Origin of the sequence: Nocardia puris, assembly GCF_003315035.1 — a bacterium.
Taxonomy (GTDB): Bacteria; Actinomycetota; Actinomycetes; order Mycobacteriales; family Mycobacteriaceae; genus Nocardia; species Nocardia puris.
Genome location: NZ_QNRE01000001.1, coordinates 934,960 through 958,510, shown reverse-complemented (window position 1 = coordinate 958,510; position 23,551 = coordinate 934,960). Strand labels below are relative to the sequence as shown.

Genomic DNA, 23,551 nt, shown 5'->3' with positions numbered 1-23,551 from the left:
GGGCACACGATGCGAGAACGCTGGGCAAAGTTCCTCACACACGTGAGGAGAAGGGACAACCACTGTGGCAGTCGAGATGTTCTACGACGACGACGCCGACCTGTCGATCATCCAGGGCCGCAAGGTCGCTGTCATCGGCTACGGCAGCCAGGGCCACGCGCACTCGCTGAGCCTGCGCGACTCCGGCGTCGACGTGCGCGTCGGTCTCGCCGAGGGCTCGAAGTCGCGGCCGAAGGCCGAGGAGGCCGGCCTGACCGTCGGCACCCCCGCCGAGGTCTCGGAGTGGGCCGACGTGATCATGGTGCTCGCGCCCGACACCGCGCAGGCCTCGATCTTCACCAACGACATCGAGCCCAACCTGAAGGACGGCGACGCGCTGTTCTTCGGCCACGGCCTCAACATCCACTTCGGCCTGATCAAGGCGCCCGCCAACGTCACCGTCGCGATGGTGGCGCCGAAGGGCCCCGGCCACCTGGTGCGCCGTCAGTTCGTCGACGGCAAGGGCGTTCCGGCGCTCATCGCCGTCGATCAGGACCCCAAGGGCGAGGGCCAGGCGCTGGCGCTGTCCTACGCGGCCGCCATCGGTGGCGCCCGCGCGGGTGTCATCAAGACCACCTTCAAGGAAGAGACCGAGACCGACCTGTTCGGTGAGCAGGCCGTGCTCTGCGGTGGCACCGAGGAACTGGTCAAGACCGGTTTCGAGGTCATGGTCGAGGCCGGCTACGCGCCGGAGATGGCCTACTTCGAGGTGCTGCACGAGCTGAAGCTGATCGTCGACCTCATGTACGAGGGCGGCATCGCGCGCATGAACTACTCGGTGTCCGACACCGCCGAGTTCGGCGGCTACCTGTCCGGTCCGCGCGTCATCGACGCCGACACCAAGGAGCGCATGAAGGCGATCCTGAAGGACATCCAGGACGGCACCTTCGTCAAGCGCCTCGTCGCCAACGTCGAGGGCGGCAACAAGGAGCTCGAGGCTCTGCGCAAGCAGAACGCCGAGCACCCCATCGAGGTCACCGGCGCCAAGCTCCGCGGCCTGATGAGCTGGGTCGACCGCCCCATCACCGAAACCGCCTGAGTTTCGCAGTTCGACCGAGGGGCCTGCTCACCGCGTGTGAGCAGGCCCCTCGGTGTCTGTTGGGTAACCTCGAGGAGTGACGGAAGGAACACCAGCTCAGCGGCTCCGGCTCGCGCTGCAGATGTCGGAGTTCGGCGTGCAGATGTACCGAACTCGCATGCGGCGCATCTTTCCGGCCGCATCGACGGAGGAGATCGAGTCCAAGGTGCACGCCTGGCTGCTGTCCCGTCCGGGCGCGCCTGCCGGCGATGCCACCGGTCGTCCGTCCACCAGATTCGCGTGAACCCGCTCGAAGCGGCGCTGCGTCGTTCGGCCGCCGATATCGACAGACTCGGCTATCGCTGGGCGCTCGTCGGTGGGTTCGCGGTGTCCGCTCGTTCGATCCCCCGGTTCACCCAGGACATCGACCTGGCCGTCGCGGTAGCCGATGACGGCGCCGCGGAAGCCTTGGTACGCAGCATGTTCGACGCGGGATACGTCATGTACGCGTCCGTCGAGCACGACAACGGCCGACTCGCAACGATCCGTTTGCGTCGAGCCTTCGGCGGTGTCCCGGTTCTTGTGGACCTTCTCTTCGCGAGCTCTGGAATCGAGCCGGAGATCGTCGATGCCGCGGAGGAGTTGGCAATCGTGCCCGAATTCACGCTCCCGGTCGCGACAACCGGGCACCTCATCGCGCTGAAGATACTGTCGCGAGACGATTCCGCCAGACCCCAGGACTTGGCGGACCTGCGTGAATTACTCGCCGTGGCGACCGATGACGATGTCCGAAGCGCACGAACGGCGGTCCGCCTGATCACGGAACGAGGATTTCATCGCGATCGCGACCTCGAGGCGAGCCTCGATTCCCTCATCTCGAAACCGACTGGCACATAGGTACTTACAAAGGCGGCCCGCTCCCTTTCGGGGAGCGGGCCACCATCGTGTCCGGGCTCAGGGGTAGAGGTAGAGGGGGTTGGCGGGGTTGACCGGGTTCATGGGGTTCATGGGGCTGATCGGGTTGTTGGGATCGGCCATGCTCGGCAGTTCGTAGTCGGAGGTGCGGTCGCACGCGGCGGTGCCGTGGTGGGCGCAGGGTGGGCCGGCGTGCGCCGCGGCCGGGAGGGCCAGCGCGGTCAGGGGTGCGGCGGCGAGCGCAGCCGCCACGGTGAGGCGGGCGAGCAGGCGACGCTGGGGTGTCATGTGAGTCCTGTCGTGACCGTGAGGGAGGGCACGGGCCGACCCGCGGGCGCGTTTCATCGCCCGATCGGCCCGAGGCCGTCGGCGGGGAAGGTGCTGGGGCTAGCTGCTGCCGAAGGAGCCGGAGGGGAACGGACGCCAGAAGGGCGGGCCCCACGGGTTGTGGCCGGGCCAGCGATCGCACTTGTTCCACGGATCCCAGCTGTTGTGCCAGCCCCACGGGCCGCAATCGCGCCTGTCCCACTTGTCGCGGTCGTGCTTGTCCCACTTGTCGTGGCGGACCTCGGTGACCGACGGCGACGCCGGTTCGGCCGAGGCGGGTGCGGCGGCGAGGGTGAAGGGGATCGCGGCGACGACGCTCGCCATGGCGATGCGGGCCACGGTGCGTTGTGCCGAGGTCTTCGTCGACATCATGAATCCTTTCGATGGACCTGCCACCTGGGCTGGGCGGAAGGTCGGAATGGTGGCTGGTCACCTGCGCTGCCCGACCCGACTCGGCGCGACGACCGCACAACCCCACTGTTGCGCACTCGCTGCGAAAGGTCAGCAAGTCGGACCGGATTCGAGAAGAATTTCAGTCCTTCGGAGGACACGGTGGAAGGGAGGCCCCTCGGGTGTCCTAGGGGATCACCCTGAGAAGCGGCGATTTCCGTTGTCGCCCAGCGGGATCGGGTGTCGCGCGCGGGTAGGTGCGGGTCGCCGAATCCGGTGGTGAGCAGTGGCGAATTCAGGGCAACATTAGTTCTTCCGCGCGCCTCGTCCTCCCGCCGACGTGGCGCCGGCCGCGGCGCGGTGGTGCTTGCTCCCGCCCACCGACCGGATCAGACTGGGATGATGGCGAACCCGACCGTCATCCACGCCGACCGCACGGCCCTCGCAACAGGTCGCGCCATCCGCAAGCAAGTACCCAGATCCTCCCTCGGCTCGTGGCGGCCGGGAACCCACCGCACCGATCCAGTTACCATCCTGGAGCGCCAGGCCGCGACCCGTCTGCCGGACCTGGTCCCCATCCGTTACTCCCGGATGGCCGCCGCGCCGTTCCCCTTCCTGCGCGGAGCGCCGGCCATCATGGCCGGCGACCTGGCGGCTTCCCCCGGCACCGGGCTGTGCGTGCAACTCTGTGGCGACGCGCACCTGTCGAACTTCGGCGTGTTCGCCTCCCCGGAGCGCGCCCTGGTGTTCGACCTCAACGATTTCGACGAGACGCTGCCCGGCCCGTTCGAATGGGACGTCAAACGGCTCGTGGCGAGTTGCGCCGTAGCGGCGAGGGACAACGGGTTCGACGACGAGTCGGCCGCACGCGCCGCGCGGGCCGCCGCGTGCGGGTACCGCGAGTCGATGGCGCGGCTGGCCGCCCTCGACAGCCTGACCGTCTGGTACGAGCGCATCGACGCCGAGGAGGCCGCCGCGCTGGTGCGCAAGCCGCGGCAACGCGATCGCGTGGCGAAACGCCTCGACGCCGCGCGCAACCGCACCAGCTTGCAGGCGCTGACGAAATTGACCGAACCCGGCCCCGACGGTGTGCCGCGCATCAAACACCGGCCACCGCTGCTGGTGCCGGTGGCGGAGTTCGACGAGCGCGCGGTCGCGGACGTGTTCGCCGAATTCCGCGACAGCCTGCCGGAGGAGCGGCGCGTGCTGCTGGACCGGTATCGCTTCCTGGAGACCGCCCGCAAAGTGGTCGGCGTCGGCAGCGTCGGCACCCGCTGCTTCATCGCCTTGCTCGCCGACCGCGATTCCGGCGCGCCGCTGTTCTTGCAGGTCAAACAGGCGGAAACCTCGGTGCTGGCACCACATCTGGCGCCGAGCCGGTTCCGGCACCAGGGGCATCGGGTGGTGCACGGTCAGCGTGTGATGCAGGCCGCCGGCGACATCTTCCTCGGCTGGGCCACCGGGCCCGAAGGCCGGTTCTTCTACTGGCGGCAGCTGCGCGATATGAAGGGGTCGGCGGAGGTGGGGGACATGTCGGCCGGGACGCTGACGCGCTACGCGGAGTTGTGCGGTCGCGTGCTGGCGCGGGCGCACGCGCGGTCCGGGGATCGGGTGGCGATCGCGGCGTATCTGGGGAGCGGGGAAGCGTTCGATCGCGCGATGGAGGAGTTCGCGCTCGCGTACGCCGAGCAGACGGTGGTGGATCGGGCAGCGTTGGTGGAGGCGATCGAGTCGGGGCGGGTGCAGGCGGCCGAGGCTGGGGTGTGAGGTGGTATGAGCCCTCCCGCGTGCTGGGCGGGTGTTGGTGGCTGCGGCTCGAGGGGTACGTGTCTTCCCGCGTGCTGGGGCGGGTGTTGGTGGCTGGGCCGGGGGTTCGGGAGGCGTGTGTCCTTGCGTGCTGGGGCGGGTGCAGGTGGCTGAGGCCGGGGCTCGAGGCGCACGTGTCCTCTCGGGTGCCGGTGGCTGAGGCTGGGGCTCGAGGGGGCATGAGTCCTCCCGCGTGCTGGGCGGGTGTTGGTGGCCTGAGCCGTGGGCTCGAGGGCGCGTGTCCTCCCGGCGTGCTGGGTCGGCGTCGGGCGTGCGGGGACAGTCGGCCGTGGGCACCGGTTGGTGGAGGCCACCCTGTAGCCGGCTCGGGTTGGCGCTTGGGCGCGTGGAGTCCAGCCGGTGCTGCGCTCCCTCTCCACCGCCCTGCCTACACTGGCTACCGATGAGTAAGTTCTTCGATTCGGTGGACGCGGTGACCGAGCGGCTCACCGCGGCGGGCTACCTGCCCTCGCTCGACATCGCGACCGCCGTGTTCCTCGCCGACCACCTCGGCAAACCGCTGCTCATCGAGGGCCCCGCGGGCGTCGGCAAGACCGAGCTGGCCAAGGCGATCGCCACCTGCGCCGACGCCGAGCTGATTCGGTTGCAGTGCTACGAGGGCATCGACGAGGCGCGCGCCCTCTACGAGTGGAACCACGCCAAACAGCTGCTGCGCATCACCGCCACCGACGAGCGTGACTGGGACCGCACCCGCGACCACGTCTTCACCGAGGAGTTCCTGCTCGACCGCCCGCTGCTGGCGGCGCTGCGCAACACGGGCCGCACCGTGCTGCTCATCGACGAACTCGACAAGGCCGAGGTGGAGCTCGAGGGCATGCTGCTCGAGGTGCTCGGCGACTATCAGGTGAGCATCCCCGAACTCGGCACCGTCACCGCGGTCCGCAAGCCGTTCGTCGTCGTCACCTCCAACGCCGACCGCGATCTGTCCGAAGCGCTCAAACGCCGCTGCCTGTACCTCCACATCGACTATCCGACAGCAGATCTCGAACGCGCGATCGTCCGCGCGAAGGTCCCCGAACTCGACGCCGCACTCGGCGAACCCGTCGTCCGCACGGTGGGCGCACTGCGGGCCCTGCCGCTGCGCAAATCACCGTCGGTGGCCGAAACCGTGGACTGGGCAAGGACTCTCGTCGCGCTCGGCACCCGGACATTGACCGGAACGGTGGTCCGCTCGACACTCGGGGTGTTGTTGAAGCACCAGTCCGATCATCGCGTCGCGATCGAGAAACTCGGTCTGGGGCAGGACGATTCGCGATGAGCGGTAAGCACGCGGCGCAGCGCTCGTCCGAACGGCCTCCGACGCCCACCGATCGTCTCGTGGACTTCGTCGGACTCCTGCGCGAGTACGGCATCAACGCGGGGCCGAGCGAAACCCTCGACGCGGCAGCGGCCATGCTCGCACTCGGCACCGCGGACCCGGCCCGGCTGCGCTCCGGGTTGGCCGCGTGCTTGCTGCGGCGCGGTGGGCAGCGGGCGGTGTTCGACCAGCTCTTCGACCTGTACTTCCTGACCGCCGAGCTCCCGGTCCCCGCCGGCGCCGCCGAAACCGTCGACGATCTGCGTGAACGCCTCACCGCGGCGCTGGTGGCCGACGATCAGAGCGCTCTAACCGAACTCGCCCGCACCACCCTCACCGAACTCGGCGGCTACGGCGGCGTCCAAGCGGCCGGCCAGAGTTCCCGCCCGCTGACCACCGCCTCCGGGGCGGGATGGTCCTCCTACCAGACGATGAAAGCCCTTCGGCCGGAGGAACTTACCGAACGCGTCGTCGCGGGCATGGCGGGAGCAGGCGAACTCGACACCGCCGTGCATTCGATCGAAGCCCGCCGCCGCGTGGAAGCGTTCCGCACCTCCGTGCAGAACGAGGCCCGCCTGCGGTCGGCCCAACTGCGCGGCACCGACTACATCGCCCGCCGCGGCGTCGAATCCGCCGTCGACCGCGTCGACTTCCTAGGCGCACGCGAACGCGACCTCGCCGAGATGCGCCGCCTAGTGAATCCGTTGGCGCGCAAGCTCGCCACGCGCCTCGCGGCCCGCCGCAAGAAGGCCGTGCGCGGGCAGATCGACATGCGCCGCACCCTGCGCCGCTCGATGGCGACCGGCGGCGTCCCCGTCGACCCGGTGCTGCGCGCCCGCAAACACGGCCGCCCCGACCTGGTGGTGCTCGCCGACCTCTCCGGCTCCGTCACCGGATTCGCCGAATTCACCCTGCACCTCGTCCAAGCCCTGCAAGACCAGTTCAGCAAGGTCCGCAGCTTCGGCTTCGTCGACACCTGCGACGAGATCACCGCCTTCTTCACCCCCGGCGAACTTCCCGAACCCGGCCTCTCCGCTCGAATCATCCGCGAGGCCACCGTCTCCCGCTTCGGCAGCAGCAACTACGGCGAAGCCTTCCGCACCTTCGCCGACCACCACCTCGACGCCCTCGGCCCCCGCACCTCCCTGCTCATCCTCGGCGACGCCCGCACCAACCGCACCGACCCCGGCCTCCCCCACCTCACCCCCATGCTCGCCCGAGCCCGCCACGCCCACTGGCTCAACCCCGAACCCGCCCGCTCCTGGACCACGGGCGACTCGGCGGCCCCGGTCTACGCGGACCTGGTTTCCATGCACGAATGCCGCAACATCCACCAACTGACGACGGTAATCACCCGCTTGCTGCCTGCATAAGGGCGGCTATGCGGCGGCGATCGGACGGAAGTCGCGCAATTCGCGACTGCAAAAGTGTCGGCCTGTCCGGCTACGCTCGACAGTATGGTGCAAGATCCGCGGTGGACGAGGGACGAGCTGATCCTGGTCTGCGATGAGATGCGGAAGAACGATTGGCTGCAGATCCGCGAGACGGATCCGCGAGCCGCCGAGTTGTCAGCGCTACTGCGAGAATTGCCGATCCATCCACCCGAGACGCGGTCGCCGAAGTTTCGTAGCGTAGGAAGCGTCTCACGCAAGTCTGCCAACATTGTCACTGCTCTTCCCGAGCACGACGGCAGCCCGACAAGTGGGTCGAAGTTGGACCGTGTGGTGCTGGCCGACTTCCTGCATGCGCCCGAGGCGATGAGTGATGCTGCCGCGGCCATTCGGAACGGATTCGCCAGGGTCGGTTCGGGCAACCGGGTTGTCGCAGACATTTCATTCGTCCATGCGGACGTGGAGTTCGCCGGAACGGAGGTTCGCGAAGGGCGCCTGCTCGCCGCGCAGCACTTTCGCCGAGAACGTGACCCGAAGCTGCGCGCTGACAAGATCGAGGAGTTCTGCCGGACCAATCAGCGGGTGCGGTGCGAAGTATGCGGGTTCGATTTCGAAGAGGTGTACGGGCCGCGAGGCGCGGGCTTCATCGAGTGCCACCACATCGTGCCGTTGTCCGTGTCCGGCGAGACCAAGACACGGCTTTCCGACCTGATTCTGTTGTGCTCGAACTGCCATCGGATGATTCACCGCGGTCCGCGCTGGCTGGAACCTGACGAATTGCGTGCGATGCTCGCAACGGTGCCGAGCCGGGCCGCTCCCGCGACTGTGTGAGGCAGCGTCGCCCCGGCATCGGCAACGAGGACCGGTGTTCAGCGGCGGACTTCGGTCAGTGGCACCGGCCGCCGCTCCCGGCGCGACAGCTCACAAGCCTCCGCAACATAAAATGCTTCCAGCGCATCCGCTGGGGTGCAGGGACTTTCGAGGCTTCCCGCGACCACTGAGAGGAAGGTTTGGAGTTCGGTGGTGTAGGCCTCGCGGAAGCGGTCCATGAAGTTGGGGTATGGGGGGTGGGGGGAGGGGGTGGCTCCGGGTTCGGCGGAGTGGAGGGGGGAGCGGGGGTCGAGGCCGACGATGGTGTTGGTGGTGGAGCCCAGCACTTCGAGGCGGACGTCGTAGCCGGCGCCGTTGTAGCGGGTGAGGGAGACGGTGGCGAGGGTGTCGTCGTCGAGGCGCAGGAGGACGGCGGCGGTGTCGACATCGCCCGCGGCGGTGAAGAATTGGTCGCCGCGGTTGGCGCCGGTGGCGTAGACCTCGACGATGTCGCGGCCGGTGACCCAGCGGATGATGTCGAAATCGTGGACGCCGCAGTCGCGGAAGAGGCCGCCGGAGCGGGGGATGTATTCGGCCGGGGGCGGGGCGGGGTCGAGGGTGGTGGCGCGCACCGTGTGGAGGCGGCCGAGTTCGCCTGTGGCGACGGCGTTTCGGGCGGCGCGGTAGCCGGCGTCGAAGCGGCGTTGGAAGCCGATCTGGACCGGGACGGTCGAGTCGGCGATGTGCTCGAGGACGGCGAGGGTGCCGTCGATGTCGGCGGCGACCGGCTTCTCGCAGAACACGGGGATGCCGCGGTCGACGGCGGCGGTGATCAGCTCCGGGTGGGAATCGGTCGCTGTGGTGATGACCAGGCCGTCGATCCCGGAGCCGAGCAGGGTCTCGATATCGGCAGCGAAGCGCAGGCCGAGTTTGTCGGCGGCGCCGCGGGCGCGATCGGGGTCGGCGTCGGCGACCACGACGGTGTCGACTTCCTCGAAAGCGGCGAGGGTTTCGGCGTGCGCCACGCCGATGCGGCCGGTGCCGGCGAGGCCGATGACGCGAGGGGTGACGAGCTCGGACACGATTGTCTCCGTTCGGATTCGGGGGTCAGCGCGGCGGCACGGCGGTCGTCGCGCGGACCACGAGGGTGGGCTCGAGGCGCAGCCGGACCGGGGTGGTCCGCCCGTCGCGGAGCCGTTCGGCCAGCGCCACCACGGCGAGCCGGCCGATCTTGGTGCGGGGCTGGTCGACGGTGGTGAGCGACACGTGCCGCAGCGCGGCCAGTGAGCTGTTGTCGTAGCCGACGATCGAGACATCCTGCGGCACACGCAGTCCCGCTTCTTCCAGCGCCGACATGGCGCCCACGGCGTTGAAGTCGTTGCCGCACACCAGTGCCGTGGGAAAGGCGTTGCGGGAGAAGAGTTTCAGGATCTTGCCGACGGCGGCGATGCCCGCGTCGTCGGTGTGCTCGCTGGGGATGACGAGGGGTTCGAGCCCGTGCCGCTCCATGGCGGCCACGTAGCCGCGGCGGCGGGGCGCTGCGGTGAAGGCCGACCCGCCGTCGAAGTGCACGATGCGGCGGTGGCCGAGCCCGGCCAGGTGGTCGACGGCCAGCGCCGCACCGGCCTCGCCGTCGTCGTTGACCGTGTCGACGGCGGCGATGGACGAATTGCGCGACACCAGCACGATCGGGCACTGCCGGGCCGCCTCGCGGATCGCGGCGGCGGGCAGCACGGGAGAGAGCAGCACGATCCCGCCCGGCCGGAACGACAGCAGCGTTTCGAGCGCCGTGCGTTCGCGGGTGGCGCTGCGCCTGCCGGTGTTGAGGATCAGTTCCAGCCCGGCGTCCTGCGCCGCCGCGTCCATGCCCTCGACCACATCTCCGAAATAGGCGTTGCGCAGGTCGGACACCATGACGCCCACCATGTTCGAGGTGCGGCTGGCCAGCGACCTGGCCAGCATGTGCGGTTGATAGCCGAGGTCCTGCGCGGCGGCCAGGACGGCCCGGCGACGGTGCTCGCTCACCTTGGGCGACCCGCGCATGACCAGGGAGACCAGCGCGCGGGAGACGCCGGCGCGGGCGGCGACGTCCTCCATCGTGGGTCGGGTCACGGGAGCCTCCGAGGGGAGCGGCGAGTGGGGATGTGAGGCACGGTACTGGGTCGGCGCGCCCCGGGCAATAGAGCGCTCCAATACCTCCCCGACAACCCGCGAGCTACCCGCCGGTAAACAAGTACCGCGAGGTAGATGACGAAAACAGCCTCGTGCGTACCTCTTGACACACTATGACGCAGGTTACATAGTTGGAGCGCTCTAACGATTTCCACGAGCGCCCCCCGTGACCGATCATCGACAGGCCGGAGTAGTCCTGATGACCGATTCGACACACCCCCTGCGCCTGGCCGCCGCGCCGATCTCCTGGGGCGTCTGCGAAGTGCCCGGCTGGGGCCACGTGCTGGACGCGCGCACCGTGCTCGCGGAGATGGCCGGGCTCGGGATCACCGCCGCCGAACTCGGTCCGCCGGGCTACCTCCCCACGGAACCGGCCAACCTGCGCGTCCTGTTGGACGAGTACGGCATCGGCGTGGTCGGCGGTTTCTTGGCGGTGCCGTTGCACCGGGAGACCGGCGCCGCGCTCACCGCCGCGCGCGACACTGCTCGCCTGCTCGCCGCCGCGGGCGCCGAAGTGCTGGTGCTGGCCGCCGCCACCGGCGAATCCGGATACGACAGCAGGCCGGTGCTCACCACCCACGAGTGGCGCACCTTGATCGACACCGCCGCCACCATTCGCGACATCGCCGCCGAGCACGAGGTGCGCACGGTCCTGCACCCGCATGTCGGTACCTGCGTGGAGCGCGACAACGAGGTCGAACGGTTCCTCGCCGACTCCGACCTCGACCTGTGCCTGGACACCGGCCACCTGCTGATCGGCGGCACCGATCCGGTCACGCTCGCCGCGCGTCACCCGGACCGGATCGGCCACGTCCACCTCAAGGACGTGCGCGCGGCGTTGGCCGAGGAGGTACGCGCCGGCCGCGCGGAATACAGCGCCGCGGTGCGCGACGGCCTCTACGTCCCGCTCGGCGACGGTGACGTGGACATCGCCGCACTCATCCGCCACGTACACGACGCGGGATACCGCGGATGGTATGTGCTGGAACAGGATACGGCCCTCGACCCCTCCGGCGCGGCGGCCGGACCGACACGCGACACCCGTCGCAGCCTGCGGTACCTGGCGGGCCTCGGCATCGAAACCGCCTGTGCCGGAATCTGATCGGAACGAGCAAGTGAGGACAACGATGTCTGGATCACTTCGACGGCGCCGGTGGCGTGCGATGCCCTGGCTGGCCGCGGGCGCGGTGCTCGCGGCGTGCAGCGGGCCGGGCGCCGACACCGCGGGCACCACCCAGACCCCGGTCGCGGCGGGCACTCTCGAATCGGTCGCGGTGGTGACCCACGGCACCGCGGGCGACGCGTTCTGGAACGTGGTGAAGAACGGCGCGGAGGCGGCCGGGGAGCGGCTGGGCGTGCGAGTGGACTACACCTCCGACGGTGATCCCGGCGGGCAGTCGAAGCTCATCGACAACGCGATCGCCCAGGGCGTCGACGGCCTGGTGGTGTCGATGGCGAACCCGGAAGCGCTGCGGCCCTCGGTCGAACGGGCGATCGCCTCGGGCATCCCGGTGGTGACGATCAACTCCGGCGAGGCCGACTCGGCGCGGTTCGGCGCGATCGGCCACGTCGGGCAGAGCGAGCGCCTGGCCGGTGAATCGGCCGGACGGCGGCTGGCGGAGGCGGGAAAGACCAAGCTGCTGTGCGTGATCCACGAGGCGGGCAATATCGGCGCCAACGAGCGCTGCGGCGGCGCGACCAACGGATTCGGTGGCAACGCCACCACCTTGCAGGTCGACATCAACAATCCGACCGACGCGCAGGCCAGGATCAAGGGCGCGCTGGAGGCCGACCGGTCGATCGACGCGGTCCTCACGCTGAACTCCCAGATCGCCGCCCGCGCGGTGGACGCGGTCTCGGAGTCCTCCTCGCAGGCGGCGGTGGCGACATTCGATCTGAATACCGATGTGGTGGAGGCGATCCGGTCGGGGCGGCTGCTGTTCGCCGTGGACCAGCAGCAGTACGAACAGGGCTACCTGCCGATCGTGATGCTCCAGCTGTACCGGACGAACCTGAACTCGGTCGGCGGCGGCCTGCCGGTGCAGACGGGGCCGGCGTTCGTCGACGACGGCAACGTCGACGCCATCGCCCCGCTGGTCGGCCAGGGCACCCGGTGACACCCCAGGAGTGATGAAATGACTGTTGCCACAAAGACATCCTCCGCACCGGGGAACCTGCCCGACGCGGGCCCGTCCCTGCTGAACCGGCTGATCGTGCGGCCCGAGCTCGGCGCCGCGCTCGGCGCGGCCGTGGTGTTCGTGTTCTTCTCGGTGATCACCGATCGGTTCCTGAGCCCGCTCGGTGTCGCGACCTGGCTGGACGACGCCTCGACGCTCGGCATCATGGCGGTCGCGGTGGCGCTGCTGATGATCGGCGGCGAATTCGACCTCTCCGCCGGGGTGATGACCGCGTCCACGGCGCTGATCACGGCGATGCTGGCGGTGCACGCCGGCTGGAACGTGTGGTTCGCACTGCTGGTCTCGCTGGCGTTCGCGCTCACGGTGGGCGCGCTCAACGGGTGGGTCGTGATGCGCACCGGCCTACCGAGTTTCATCGTCACGCTGGGCACTTTCCTTGCCCTGCAAGGGCTCAACCTGGGTGTGACGCGGCTGGTCACCGGCACCGTGCAGGTCTCGGGGATCCGCTCGGCCGACGGATACGACTCGGCCGGTTGGGTTTTCGCGGCCACCACCAATATCGGTGACGCCCGCATCCAGGCGTCGGTGGTGTGGTGGATCGTGCTCACCGCGATCGCCGCGCTGGTGCTGGTGCGCACGCGGTTCGGCAACTGGATCTTCGCGGTGGGCGGTTCGCTGGTCAGCGCGCGGGCCGTCGGCGTGCCCGCGGTGCGCACCAAGATCCTGCTGTTCATGACCACGGCGTTCGCGGGCTGGGTCGTCGGCTCCTGCAATATCATGCGATTCGCGAGCGTGCAGGCGAATCAGGGTGTGGGACTGGAGTTCCAGTACATCATCGCCGCGGTGGTCGGCGGTTGCCTGCTCACCGGCGGCTTCGGCTCGGTGATCGGGGCCGCGATCGGCGCGCTCATCTTCGGTATGGCGCGCCAGGGCATCGTGTTCGCCCGCTGGGACAGCGACTGGTTCATGTTGTTCCTCGGCATCCTGCTGCTTTCGGCGGTGCTGGTGAACAACGCCTTCAAGAAGCGCGCGGAAAGGGTGCGACGATGACCGCTCTGATCGAGACCGAGGGGATCGGTAAGCGCTACGGCGGGGTGGTCGCCCTGCGCGATGTGTCCACCGTGGTGAACGCGGGGGAGGTCACGTGCGTGCTCGGCGACAACGGCGCGGGCAAGTCCACGCTCATCAAGATTCTCGCCGGGGTGCATCAGCACGACGCCGGTGAACTGCGGATCGACGGCGCGCCGGTGCGGCTCGCCTCGCCGCGCGAAGCGCTCGATCGCGGGATCGCCACCGTCTACCAGGATTTGGCGGTGGTGCCGCTGATGAGCGTGTGGCGCAACTTCGTACTCGGTTCCGAACCCACCTACGGCTGGGGTCCGATTCGCCTGCTGGACCGCCGCAAAGGACAGGAGATCGCGCGAAACGCCCTGGCTGACATGGGCATCGACATCCGCGACTTGGAGCAGCCGGTCGGCACGCTCTCGGGCGGGCAGCGCCAGTGCATCGCCATCGCGCGCGCCGTACATTACGGCGCGAAGGTCCTGATCCTGGACGAACCCACGGCGGCGCTGGGTGTGAAGCAGGCCGGTGTGGTGCTGCGGTACGTCGTGCAGGCGCGCGATCGCGGCCTCGGCGTCATCCTCATCACGCACAACCCGCACCACGCCTACCCGGTCGGCGACCGGTTCCTGCTGCTCAAGCGCGGCACCATGCTCGGCTCCTACGAGAAGTCCGAGATCGACCTGCCCGAGCTCACCCGGCAGATGGCCGGTGGCGCCGAACTCGATGCGCTCCAGCACGAATTGGAGCGGGTGGTCTCGCCGTGAGCGCGCTCCAACTGCTCACCGTGGGACGCGTCGGCGTGGATCTGTATCCGTTGCAGAGCGATGTCCCGCTGGCCAGGGTCGAGACGTTCGGCAAGTTCCTGGGCGGCACGGCCACCAATGTGGCGGTCGCGGCGGCTCGGCTCGGCAGGCGCTCGGCGGTGCTCACCAAAGTGGGGCCCGACGGGTTCGGCGATTTCGTGCGCGAGGCGCTGACCGGGTTCGGGGTGTCGCCCGCCCATGTGGGCACCGCCGCGAATCTCCAGACGCCCGTGGTGTTCTGCGCACTCGACCCGCCCGCCGACCCGCCGCTGCTGTTCTATCGGGCGCCGATCGCGCCCGATCTCACGCTCACCGAGGACGACGTGCCCTGGGATGTCGTGGAATCCGTTCCGGTGCTGTGGGTTACCGGCACCGGGGTGTCGGCGGAGCCCGCGCGTGGCACCCAGCGCGCGATCCTGATCCGGCGGGCCCGGCGCGGGCACACCGTGCTGGACCTCGACTACCGGCCGATGTTCTGGCCGGATCCGGAGGTGGCGAGCGCCGAAATCGGTTGGATGCTCGACCATGTCGACGTGGTCGTCGGCAACCGCGCCGAAGTGGAGGTGGCCGTCGGCACCGCCGACCCCGATGCCGCCGCCGATCGCCTGCTCGCGCGCGGAGTGCGGCTCGCGGTGGTGAAACGCGGCGCGGAGGGCGTACTGGTGGCGACCGCCGAGGACCGCTGGACGGTGCCGCCGTGCCCCGTCGAGGTGGTCTGCGGACTAGGGGCCGGTGACGGATTCGGCGGCGCGCTGGTGCACGGACTGCTCGCGGGCTGGCCACCGCAGCGGATCGCCGCCTACGCCAACGCCGCCGGTGCGCTGGTCGCCTCGCGCCTGGCCTGCGCCGACGCCATGCCCACCGCGGCGGAGATCGAGGAGATGCTGTGTTCCTGACCGATGGAACCCGCACCCTGTCCGACGAACGCTGGCGCGAACTGCTGCGCGTGCGCGGCACCGATCCGGGCGCCGTGCACCAGGCCTACGCGGGCCGCCGCCGGCGCCCGAACCTGTTGTCCGAGCGGGGAACCCTGTTCCTGGTCGCCGCCGACCACCCCGCGCGGGGCGCGCTCGGCGTCGGGCCGGACCGCACCGCGATGGCCGACCGGCGCACGCTGCTGGAGCGCTTGCTCATCGCGCTGGACAACCCGGCTGTGGACGGCGTGCTCGGTTCGCCCGACATCGTGGAGGAGCTGCTGCTGCTCGGCGCGCTGGACGACAAGGTCGTCATCGGGTCCATGAACCGGGGCGGGCTGGCCGGCGCGGACTGGGAGATCGACGACCGGTTCACCGGCTACGACGCCGAATCGCTGGTGCGCTGCCGCCTCGACGGCGGGAAAATGCTGCTGCGCCTGGTGGATTCCGATCCCGGCACGGCGCCGACCCTGCACGCGTGCGCGCGGGCGGTGACCCAGCTGGCCGAACACGGGTTGATGGCGATGGTGGAACCGCTGCCGTACCGGCGTGACGAGAACGGCGCGCTGGTGATGCAGAAGGACGCACCGGATCTACAACGCGCCATCACGGTCGCGGCTGGTCTGGGCGTCACCTCCGCGCGCACGTGGCTGAAGATCCCCGCGCCCGAAGATCTTTCGGTGCTGGACGCCACGACGCTGCCAGTGCTGGTGCTCGGCGGCGTGCCGTCGGGCAATCCGGCGACCGACCTCGCGTCGTGGGGCGGGGCGCTGCGGCACGACGTGGTGCGCGGATTGGTGGTCGGGCGCACGCTGTTGTATCCGCCCGACGGTGACGTCGCGGGCGCGGTGGCCGCGGCGGCGCGACTGCTGGAGGCGCGGTCATGACGGCATTGCACCGCCCGGCCGGAACCCTGTGCGACGGTGACGATCCGGTCCTGCTCCGCCCCGCCGACGCGGGCTGGACTTACGCGGGATTGCGCGTCCTCCACCTGTCCGCCGGGGTGCCCCGCACCGTCCACACCGGCGAGTTCGAGGCCTTCGTGCTGCCGCTCTCGGGTGGCTGCGCGGTGCGCGTGGACGGACGCGAGTTCACCCTCACCGGAAGGGATTCGGTGTTCACCAGGGTGACCGACTTCGCCTACGTGCCGCGCGACGCCGAGGTGGAGCTGATCGCCGAGCGTGACGCCGAGATCGCCCTGCCCATGGCGAGATGTGATCGGCGGCTGACGGCGGAATACGGCCCCGCCGAAGGGGTTCCGGTCGAGGTACGCGGCGCGGGCCGAGCCACCAGGCAGGTCAACAACTTCGGTACCCCGGGCGTCTGGGAGCATGCCGACAAACTCAACGCGTGCGAGCTGATCACCCCCGACGGCAACTGGTCGTCGTACCCGCCGCACAAGCACGACGAAGCCTCCGAATGCGAGGTGATCAACGAGGAGATCTACTACTTCCGCATCGCCGGGCGCGACGAGATCACGCCGGGGCCAGAGGGATTCGGCCTGCACCGCACCTACACCGCCGACGGTGAGCTGGACGAGAACGTCGCCGTGCGCGACGGTGACGTATTCCTGATCCCGCGCGGCTACCACGGCCCGTGCGTGGCCGCGCCCGGCTACCCCATGTACTACCTCAACGTACTGGCGGGGCCCGCGCCGCAGCGCTCGATGGCGTTCTGCGACGATCCCGCGCACAGCTGGGTCCGCGCGCACTGGGAGGGCGAGACGGCCGATCCGCGCTGTCCGGTCACGACGCACGAAGGACGGGTTCGATGAAACTGACGACGGCCCAGGCCCTGGTGGCATGGCTGATCGCGCAGCGGTCGCAGACGCTGGACGGCCGCGAAGTCCCGTTGTTCCCCGCCGTTTTCGCGATCTTCGGCCACGGCAACGTGCTCGGGCTCGGGACGGCACTGGCCGAGCGCCGCGACGAGATCCCCGTGTGGCGCGGACATACCGAGGAGGGCATGGCGCTGGCCGCGGTGGGTCTCGCCAAGACGACGCACCGGCGACAGGTCGGCGTGGCCACGTCCTCGATCGGTCCCGGCGCGCTGAACATGGTGACGGCCGCCGGGGTGGCGCACGCGAACCGGCTGCCGCTGTTGCTGCTCCCCGGTGACACCTTCGTCAGCCGCGCGCCCGACCCGGTGCTGCAACAGGTGGAGCACTTCGACGACCCGACCGCCACCGTCAACGACGCGTTCCGCGCGGTCAGCCGGTACTTCGACCGCTTGACCCGGCCCGAACAGCTGATCTCGACACTGCCGCAGATCGCCCGGGTGCTCACGGATCCGGCCGACGCGGGACCGGTGACGCTCGCGCTACCGCAGGACGTCCAAGCCGAGACCTTCGACTTCCCCGATGCGCTGTTCGAGCCTGTGCTGCACCGGATTCCACGTCCGCGCCCCGACATCGACGCTCTCGCCACGGCCGCCACGGCAGTTCGCGCGGCCCGGCGGCCGCTGCTGGTGCTCGGCGGTGGCGTGCGCTATTCGGGTGCCGGGGAGCGGGCGCGGAAACTGGCTGAGCGGCACGGGATTCCGATCGCCGAGACCACGGCCGGGCGAACCCTGGTGCCCCACGATCATCCGCTCTACGCCGGTCCGCTGGGCATCACCGGCTCGGCGTCGGCGAACTCCCTTGCCGCCGAGGCGGATCTGGTGCTGGCTGTCGGCACGCGGCTCCAGGACTTCACCACCGCCTCCTGGACCGTGTTCGACGCGTCCGCGCGATTCGTCACGGTGAACACCGCGCGCTTCGACGCCGTGAAGCACGGCGCGCTGGCGGTGGTGGGTGACGCCGGGGCGACGCTCGCCGAACTCGGCCCGCTCCTGGACACCTGGCGAGCCGACGAGGACTGGTCGGCCCGAGCGGCCGCGGTGCGCGGGGAATGGGACGCCCATATCGACAAGCTGCGCGCCCCCGGGTCGGGTGTGCCCAGCTACGCGCAGGTGGTCGGCATCGTCAACGAGCTGTCCGGGCCGCGTGACTATGTGCTGACCGCGTCGGGCGGCCTGCCCGGCGAGCTGGTCGGCGGCTGGCGGGCGAGCGGCGGCGCGCCGACGATGGACGTCGAGTACGGCTTCTCCTGCATGGGCTACGAGATCGCCGGCGCGTGGGGCGCGGCCATGGCCCACGCCGAGGGGCTGGTGACCACCCTGCTCGGCGACGGCTCGTATCTGATGCTGAACTCCGAGCTGTTCTCCGCCGCGTTCGCCGGGCACCCGTTCGTCGCGGTGGTGTGCGACAACGACGGCTACGCCGTCATCGCCCGGCTGCAAGAGGGCCAGGGCGGCGCGCCCTTCAACAATTTCTACGCCGACTGCCGGACGACCCACGCCGAGCCGCCACGCGTGGATTTCGCCGCCCACGCCCGATCGCTGGGGTGCGCGGTGTTCCCGGCGAATGATGCGGCCGGGTTCGCGGCGGCCTATCGGGACGCGCGCGCGGTCGCGGTCGCGGAGTCGCGCCCGGCGGTGGTGGTGGTCCGCACGCAGCCGTCGTCGTGGACGGAGGCGGGCGCCTGGTGGGAGGTCGGTGTGCCCGAACACCTGTCCGGACGTTCCTCCTACGAATCCGCGAAAGCGGATCAGCTCCGGTATCTCGCGCCGGGCAAAGAGAAACGGAGTTGACCCGAACTCGGCGCTCGGAAGGTGAGGTTTGCCTGACATTTGCGGTCACAGGTACGGCTGATTTCCGCGATGACGGTACGCGGCAGTACCCGCGGGTTCCGGTCCGCGGCCGTTCGGGCGGAATGGCTCCAGCGGCGTGACCGCGCGGCGGATCGATGTCGGTTGACTATGGTAAATCGTTGCGCTGCAACGTCTTACGAAGGAGGTGTGGTGGGGGGCGGGGCGGGCCGGATGAGCCGGGCCCTGGCGGCCCGTGAGCGGGGGAAGTGGGTGGTGCTGCCGGGTGGAAATACCGCCCGGTAGCCGTCGGTGTTCGCTGCCCGGCGTTGTCGCGCCGCACGACACGTGGGGGTCCCGACGTTGAATAGCTCACAGTGCTCGCGCCGAAAAGTGGAATAAATCGTCGGATGATGGCATTGTAGATCTACGAGACCGGGGCATAACGCTAGCGCCCGGCTCGTCAACAAGAAAGTATGAAATGGCTCAAGGCATTGTGAAGTGGTTCAACAGCGAGAAGGGCTTCGGCTTCATCGCTCAGGACGGCGGAGGCCCCGACGTCTTCGTGCACTACTCGGCGGTCAGTGGCGCCGGGTTCCGCTCCCTGGATGAGGGACAGCGCGTGGAGTTCGAGATCGGCCAGGGTCAGAAGGGCCCGCAGGCCCAGGACGTCCGCGTCGTCGCCTGATTCGACGTGACTTTGCGAGGCCCCGCACCGGCAACGGTGCGGGGCCTTTCGCTATGTCCGGGCACGTCGTGACCGGCGGGCCCGTGGACCGGATGGCGCCCGCCGTAGTACCCTTCCCCGGTTCTGCGCGTTCGGAGAAGGTGCGGCGTATGGCTCAGGGCACAGTGATGTGGTTCGACAGTGAAAAGGGTTTCGGGTTCATCGCCCAGGACGGCGGCGGCTCCGACGTGTTCGTGGACTACCTCGAACTCGAGGGTTCCGGCTTCCGGTCCCTCGCCGAGGGGCAGCGGGTGCAGTTCGAGCTGCGCCACAGCAAGTCCGGGCCGGAAGCCGTCGGCGTGCGCGTCATCGGCTGACGGCCAGCGCCTGCGCGCGGAAGAACTCCGCCGTGAGCTCCCGCGCCCGCGACCGGTCCCCTCCCGACGAGGACGGGAATTCCATTGCCGCGCGGTCGAACTCACCCTCGAGGAAGGCCACGATCGGCGCGGGCACCGCACCGTCGCCCATCTCCCTGGTCCGCGACTCGAGCTCGGTGAGCTCGGCGATCGCCGCGACCAGATCGACGGGCAGCTCGCATTCGGCCAGCAGCGTGGGCAGGTGCATCGGCGCGACCGCCGCGTCGGGATGCTCTCGCAACCAGCGCAGCGCCATCGCCGGGCGCAGCGAGTAGAACACCTTCTTCAGCGAACCGTTGCGGTGGTGCAGCGCCCACTGCTTGCCGCCGAGGTGCAGGTAGTGGCGGGCCACGCGGTCGCGGTCGGTCACCCGCGCGGCGAGTTCCCGTAGCTCCGTGCGGAATTCGGCGTCGCCCCGGTACACGATCGGCGACATCAGCCACTCGATGAGCACGGCGTTGCCCGCCACCAGCAGGCGCAGCGCCTTGGTCAGATCCCAGCCGTTCACGTCCAGCAGACCCACCAGCGGCGTCTCGATCACGTCGCGCGAGGTCCACGGCGACAGGTAGGTATCCAGGTGCGCGACGTAGACGAAACGGCAGTCGTAGTCGGAGTCCGGCGACGGGAAACCCCAAGCGCGGCTGCCGCTTTCGACCGCCAGCCGCACGTTCACGCGATGCTCGCGCGCCACCCGATCCAGCTCGGCGTCGATGGACCCGACCACGGTCGGGTCCATCGAATCGGGCACAGCGCGCAAAGACATGCGCTCGATGCTAAAGGCGCGGCGCGGCCGACTTCATCTCCTTTTCGGCGGGACCCACGACCACGGCGACCACCGCGGCGAGCGCGAGACCCGCGCCCAGCGCCATCGCCGCCGTGCTGCCGAACCCGTCCGCCGTGAACCCGCCCACCAGGGCGCCGCAGCCGATGGCGGCGTTGAACACCGACACGTAGACGGCCGAGACGCTCTCCCGCGCGTCCGGCGCGGCGGTGAGCACCCAGGTCTGGGTGCCGACCGACACGCCGCCGTAGGCCAGCCCCCACACGGCGAGCAGCATGCCGGCCGACAGCGCCGACGTGCCGAGCACGGGCAGGAGCGCGACGCTCACCGCGATCGTCGCACCGAGGACCAGCATCAGGGCTCGCGGCCGGACCGCCGCCACCGATCCGGACACGAAATTGCCCGCCACGCCAACGATTCCGTAGATCAGCAACAGCAGGCCCAGCTGCGCCGCGCCGACGCCCGCGACCTGTTCCAGCACCGGCCGCACGTAGGTGTAGGCGGCGAAGTGACCGGTCACCAGCAGCGCCACGACGATCAGTCCGACCCGCACGCGCGGATCGATGGCCCGGCGCAGCGCGCCGCGCACCGAGACGGCGCCCTCGGCGGGCAGCCGCGGCAGGGTGAGCGCCAGCGCGAGCAACACCGCGACCGACAGCCCCGCGACGGCCACATACGCCGCGCGCCACCCCGCGACCGACCCCAGCACCGTCCCGGCGGGCACGCCGAGCACCGAGGCCACAGCCACGCCACTGAACACCACCGACAGCGCCCGCGCCATCGACCGCGCAGGCGCCAGGCGCACGGTCACGCTCGCCGCCAGCGCCCACACCCCGCCCATGCCGGCGCCGACCAGCACGCGACCCGCCATGAGCATCGCGTAGCCGGGCGCGCAGGCGGCGGCCAGATTGCCCACCGCCACCACCGCGAGCAGGACGCACAACAGGGTGCGGCGGTCGAACCGGCCCAGCCAGGCGGTGAGCGGCGCGGCGGACACCGCGGCCATCAGGCCGGTCACGGTGAGCGCGAAGCCGGCCGCGCCCTCGCTCACGCCGAGGCTCGCGCCCATGGGGGTGAGCAGTCCGACCGGCAGCATCTCGGAGGTGACCACGGTGAACGTGGCGCCGCCGAGCGCGGTGACGCCGAGCCAGGCGCGGCGCGGCGAAAGGTGCTGGGCGGGAGGGTTTTCGAGGCACGGGGTCGTCACGGTCATGTCATCCAGCCAAGAGCGCGACCGGGCCGGAAACAACGGCGAAGGTCTCATCGTTGCATGAGCCGGACTCATGGATCGACGGCGGAGGTGCGGATGAGCGGTGTGGAGCTGCGCGAAGTCGAGGCGTTTCTCGCCCTGGCCGAGGAACTGCACTTCGGGCGCGCCGCCGAACGGCTGTACGTGTCGCAGAGTCGGGTGAGCCAGCTGCTGCGGGCGCTGGAGCGGCGGGTGGGTGCGCGGCTGTTCGACCGGAGCAGTCGCCGGGTGCGGCTCACCCCGCTCGGCGCGGACTTCCTCGAGCGGGTGCGCCCCGCGTACGCGGCGTTGCACGCGTCGGTGGACGCGGCCCGCGCCGCCGCCCGCGACGTGTCGGGCCGGTTGCGCGTCGGATTTCAGGGCGCGATCAACGCCCACATCATGGCGGCGGTCGGCGTGTTCGAGGAGCGGCATCCGGACTGCGCCGTGGATCTGGTCGAGATCCCGCTGGCGGACCCGTTCGGCCCGGTGCGGCGCGGCGACGCCGACGTGGCGGCGGTGTTGTTGCCGATGGCGGAGGACGATCTGGTGCTCGGGCCGTCGTTCTCCGAGCAGCCGATGATGGTGGCCGTGGCCGCCGGGCACCCATTCGCCGGGCGGGCGGCGGTGTCGGCGGAGGAACTGGCGGAGTGCTCGTTGATCGGGATGCGCGGGCCCGCCCCCGACTACTGGCGGCGCGCGCAGGCGCTCGACGTGACGCCGGGCGGGTGCGCGATCCCCGCCGGCCCCGAGGTGGGCACGCTGGAGGAGGGGCTGGCGGTGGTGGCGACCGGGCGCGGCGCGTTACTGCTGTGCCGGCCGACGGCGTCTTATCACGAGCGACCTCCGGTCGTGTTCGTACCCGTGACGGGGCTGCCGGATTCGCGGCTCGGGGTGGTGTGGCGGCGGGGCGCGGAGGACGCGCGGGTGCGGGCGTTCGCGCGCGCGGTGGTCGCCGCGAGGGAGAGTCTCGACGCGGCGTCGGAGGTGGACGTGGAGGCGGCGGTGCGGGTCGGTTGAGGGCTTCTCCCGGATGTTTGCCGGGGGTGGGTGCGCGGCCGTGATCGCGCGGGGTGAGTCCGGGCGTTCACGCAGTCGCCGGGCGCTTTCGATCGTGTTGCCATGTATTCGCTGTCGACCATTCCCTGGGAATTCCCCCAATGGCTCCCGCCCCTGTTACTCGGGGCACGCGCGATGCTGCCGCAGCTGATTTTGAAGTGTCATTCTCGTAGATTTCCACGCGGGATTCTCATGGATTCTCAGCACGTTTCTCAGAGTTCTCACAGAAAAGCGAGGATCATTCGCGCGCGTGCGCACTGGACGTGCGACCAGGTTTGGGAGGCTATGAAATCCCAGGTGAGACCCCGTTTTCCAGGGCGAGATCGGCGTGTGCGGTGTCGACTGGATCACTCCGAATCGAAAAATGTTGTCTGCGTCACAATCCTGGAGAATTTCGTAACCGAGTCCGCTCGGCCGCCGATGTGCCGTGTGTCAGCCAGCTCGTCTGGATGAATTCGACGAAAGAGGAATTAATTATGATCCCCGTTATCATCGACACCGGTAGTGCTGCCATCGACGGCCTGTTCAACACTCTCGGTGCCGCGCTGCACGGTGTGCTGAACACCCTGTGGACGGGATCGTTCGGCGGCCGCTGATCAGACGTCGCGATCGAGGTTGTCGATCGCCCCGCGTGCGCCGGGACCGGCACGCTGACGAGGCCCCGCAC

Annotated in this window: 24 protein-coding genes; 18 read left to right on the top strand and 6 right to left on the bottom strand. The window is 69.8% G+C overall.

The annotated features are described in order from the left end of the window. The first annotated feature begins 76 nt into the window (after positions 1 to 76). The 3 genes from ilvC (at position 77) to DFR74_RS04405 (ending at position 1,954) form a co-directional block, all read left to right on the top strand. Positions 77 to 1,078, top strand: a complete 1,002-nt coding sequence (gene ilvC / locus DFR74_RS04410) for a ketol-acid reductoisomerase (protein ID WP_195126343.1) — start codon at positions 77 to 79, stop codon at positions 1,076 to 1,078. A gap of 76 nt (positions 1,079 to 1,154) precedes the next feature. Then, positions 1,155 to 1,361 carry a hypothetical protein gene (locus DFR74_RS35285; RefSeq protein ID WP_147265733.1) on the top strand — a complete coding sequence of 69 codons (207 nt, stop codon included), beginning with the start codon at positions 1,155 to 1,157 and terminating at the stop codon, positions 1,359 to 1,361. Then, positions 1,358 to 1,954: a nucleotidyl transferase AbiEii/AbiGii toxin family protein gene (locus DFR74_RS04405; RefSeq protein WP_067508845.1), complete on the top strand. Its 597-nt coding sequence runs from the start codon at positions 1,358 to 1,360 to the stop codon at positions 1,952 to 1,954. The genes DFR74_RS35285 and DFR74_RS04405 overlap by 4 nt, the downstream gene beginning before the upstream one ends. 57 nt (positions 1,955 to 2,011) lie before the next feature. Here the strand turns inward: DFR74_RS04405 and DFR74_RS04400 are convergent, their stop codons facing one another. Together DFR74_RS04400 and DFR74_RS04395 are read right to left on the bottom strand one after the other, a co-directional pair. Then, positions 2,012 to 2,260: a hypothetical protein gene (locus tag DFR74_RS04400; RefSeq protein WP_067508847.1), complete on the bottom strand. Its 249-nt coding sequence runs from the start codon at positions 2,258 to 2,260 to the stop codon at positions 2,012 to 2,014. A 99-nt stretch (positions 2,261 to 2,359) separates the two neighbouring features. Next, positions 2,360 to 2,668, bottom strand: coding sequence for a hypothetical protein (locus DFR74_RS04395; RefSeq protein ID WP_147265732.1), 309 nt, complete (start codon positions 2,666 to 2,668; stop codon positions 2,360 to 2,362). A gap of 300 nt (positions 2,669 to 2,968) precedes the next feature. Here DFR74_RS04395 and DFR74_RS04390 point away from each other — a divergent pair, with 300 nt between their 5' ends. From DFR74_RS04390 to DFR74_RS04375, 4 genes are all read left to right on the top strand, one after another. Then, positions 2,969 to 4,456, top strand: a complete 1,488-nt coding sequence (locus DFR74_RS04390) for a DUF2252 domain-containing protein (RefSeq protein WP_232331735.1) — start codon at positions 2,969 to 2,971, stop codon at positions 4,454 to 4,456. 442 nt (positions 4,457 to 4,898) lie between these two features. Further along, on the top strand, positions 4,899 to 5,774 hold the full coding sequence (locus DFR74_RS04385; RefSeq protein ID WP_067508851.1) for an AAA family ATPase: 876 nt from the start codon (positions 4,899 to 4,901) through the stop codon (positions 5,772 to 5,774). Beyond that, positions 5,771 to 7,186: a vWA domain-containing protein gene (locus tag DFR74_RS04380; protein ID WP_067508853.1), complete on the top strand. Its 1,416-nt coding sequence runs from the start codon at positions 5,771 to 5,773 to the stop codon at positions 7,184 to 7,186. The genes DFR74_RS04385 and DFR74_RS04380 overlap by 4 nt, the downstream gene beginning before the upstream one ends. 84 nt (positions 7,187 to 7,270) lie before the next feature. Beyond that, the gene (locus tag DFR74_RS04375) at positions 7,271 to 8,035 is read left to right on the top strand and encodes an HNH endonuclease (RefSeq protein ID WP_113974945.1); all 765 of its coding nucleotides are present in this window, start codon (positions 7,271 to 7,273) and stop codon (positions 8,033 to 8,035) included. 38 nt (positions 8,036 to 8,073) lie between these two features. Here the strand turns inward: DFR74_RS04375 and DFR74_RS04370 are convergent, their stop codons facing one another. Next, entirely contained in the window at positions 8,074 to 9,096 is a 1,023-nt protein-coding gene (locus DFR74_RS04370; protein ID WP_198161730.1) for a Gfo/Idh/MocA family protein, read from the bottom strand. A gap of 25 nt (positions 9,097 to 9,121) precedes the next feature. Continuing rightward, on the bottom strand, positions 9,122 to 10,126 hold the full coding sequence (locus tag DFR74_RS04365; protein ID WP_067508857.1) for a LacI family DNA-binding transcriptional regulator: 1,005 nt from the start codon (positions 10,124 to 10,126) through the stop codon (positions 9,122 to 9,124). 259 nt (positions 10,127 to 10,385) lie between these two features. On the opposite strand from DFR74_RS04365, the gene DFR74_RS04360 reads away from it, so the two are divergent. The 10 genes from DFR74_RS04360 (at position 10,386) to DFR74_RS04315 (ending at position 19,777) form a co-directional block, all read left to right on the top strand. After that, a complete protein-coding gene (locus DFR74_RS04360; RefSeq protein ID WP_067508859.1) occupies positions 10,386 to 11,288 on the top strand; it encodes a TIM barrel protein in 903 nt (300 codons plus the stop codon). A gap of 61 nt (positions 11,289 to 11,349) precedes the next feature. Beyond that, positions 11,350 to 12,303, top strand: a complete 954-nt coding sequence (locus tag DFR74_RS04355; RefSeq protein WP_232331736.1) for a sugar ABC transporter substrate-binding protein — start codon at positions 11,350 to 11,352, stop codon at positions 12,301 to 12,303. 18 nt (positions 12,304 to 12,321) lie between these two features. Beyond that, positions 12,322 to 13,374, top strand: coding sequence for an ABC transporter permease (locus tag DFR74_RS04350; RefSeq protein ID WP_067508862.1), 1,053 nt, complete (start codon positions 12,322 to 12,324; stop codon positions 13,372 to 13,374). Further along, positions 13,371 to 14,153, top strand: coding sequence for an ATP-binding cassette domain-containing protein (locus DFR74_RS04345; protein ID WP_067508865.1), 783 nt, complete (start codon positions 13,371 to 13,373; stop codon positions 14,151 to 14,153). The genes DFR74_RS04350 and DFR74_RS04345 overlap by 4 nt, the downstream gene beginning before the upstream one ends. Further along, positions 14,150 to 15,088 (top strand): 5-dehydro-2-deoxygluconokinase, encoded by a 939-nt coding sequence (iolC, locus tag DFR74_RS04340; RefSeq protein WP_067508867.1) that lies wholly within the window; start codon positions 14,150 to 14,152, stop codon positions 15,086 to 15,088. Before DFR74_RS04345 ends, iolC begins: the two co-directional genes overlap by 4 nt. Then, entirely contained in the window at positions 15,085 to 15,993 is a 909-nt protein-coding gene (locus DFR74_RS04335; RefSeq protein ID WP_198161732.1) for a Cgl0159 family (beta/alpha)8-fold protein, read from the top strand. Before iolC ends, DFR74_RS04335 begins: the two co-directional genes overlap by 4 nt. Next, complete coding sequence (iolB, locus tag DFR74_RS04330) at positions 15,990 to 16,880, top strand: 5-deoxy-glucuronate isomerase (protein ID WP_067508869.1); 891 nt, start codon at positions 15,990 to 15,992, stop codon at positions 16,878 to 16,880. Before DFR74_RS04335 ends, iolB begins: the two co-directional genes overlap by 4 nt. Next, positions 16,877 to 18,736 carry a 3D-(3,5/4)-trihydroxycyclohexane-1,2-dione acylhydrolase (decyclizing) gene (gene iolD, locus DFR74_RS04325; protein ID WP_067508871.1) on the top strand — a complete coding sequence of 620 codons (1,860 nt, stop codon included), beginning with the start codon at positions 16,877 to 16,879 and terminating at the stop codon, positions 18,734 to 18,736. Before iolB ends, iolD begins: the two co-directional genes overlap by 4 nt. A 478-nt stretch (positions 18,737 to 19,214) precedes the next feature. Next, entirely contained in the window at positions 19,215 to 19,421 is a 207-nt protein-coding gene (locus DFR74_RS04320) for a cold-shock protein (RefSeq protein ID WP_067508873.1), read from the top strand. Positions 19,422 to 19,570: 149 nt separating this feature from the next. Next, positions 19,571 to 19,777 (top strand): cold-shock protein, encoded by a 207-nt coding sequence (locus DFR74_RS04315; protein WP_067508875.1) that lies wholly within the window; start codon positions 19,571 to 19,573, stop codon positions 19,775 to 19,777. Here the strand turns inward: DFR74_RS04315 and DFR74_RS04310 are convergent. Both DFR74_RS04310 and DFR74_RS04305 read right to left on the bottom strand, forming a co-directional pair. Next, positions 19,767 to 20,579, bottom strand: coding sequence for a nucleotidyltransferase domain-containing protein (locus tag DFR74_RS04310; RefSeq protein ID WP_067508877.1), 813 nt, complete (start codon positions 20,577 to 20,579; stop codon positions 19,767 to 19,769). The genes DFR74_RS04315 and DFR74_RS04310 overlap by 11 nt on opposite strands. A 10-nt stretch (positions 20,580 to 20,589) precedes the next feature. Continuing rightward, positions 20,590 to 21,810, bottom strand: coding sequence for an MFS transporter (locus tag DFR74_RS04305; protein ID WP_067508879.1), 1,221 nt, complete (start codon positions 21,808 to 21,810; stop codon positions 20,590 to 20,592). A gap of 57 nt (positions 21,811 to 21,867) precedes the next feature. Between DFR74_RS04305 and DFR74_RS04300 the strand changes: the two genes are divergently transcribed. Continuing rightward, positions 21,868 to 22,845, top strand: coding sequence for a LysR family transcriptional regulator (locus DFR74_RS04300; RefSeq protein ID WP_232331737.1), 978 nt, complete (start codon positions 21,868 to 21,870; stop codon positions 22,843 to 22,845). Positions 22,846 to 23,551 lie beyond the last annotated feature (706 nt).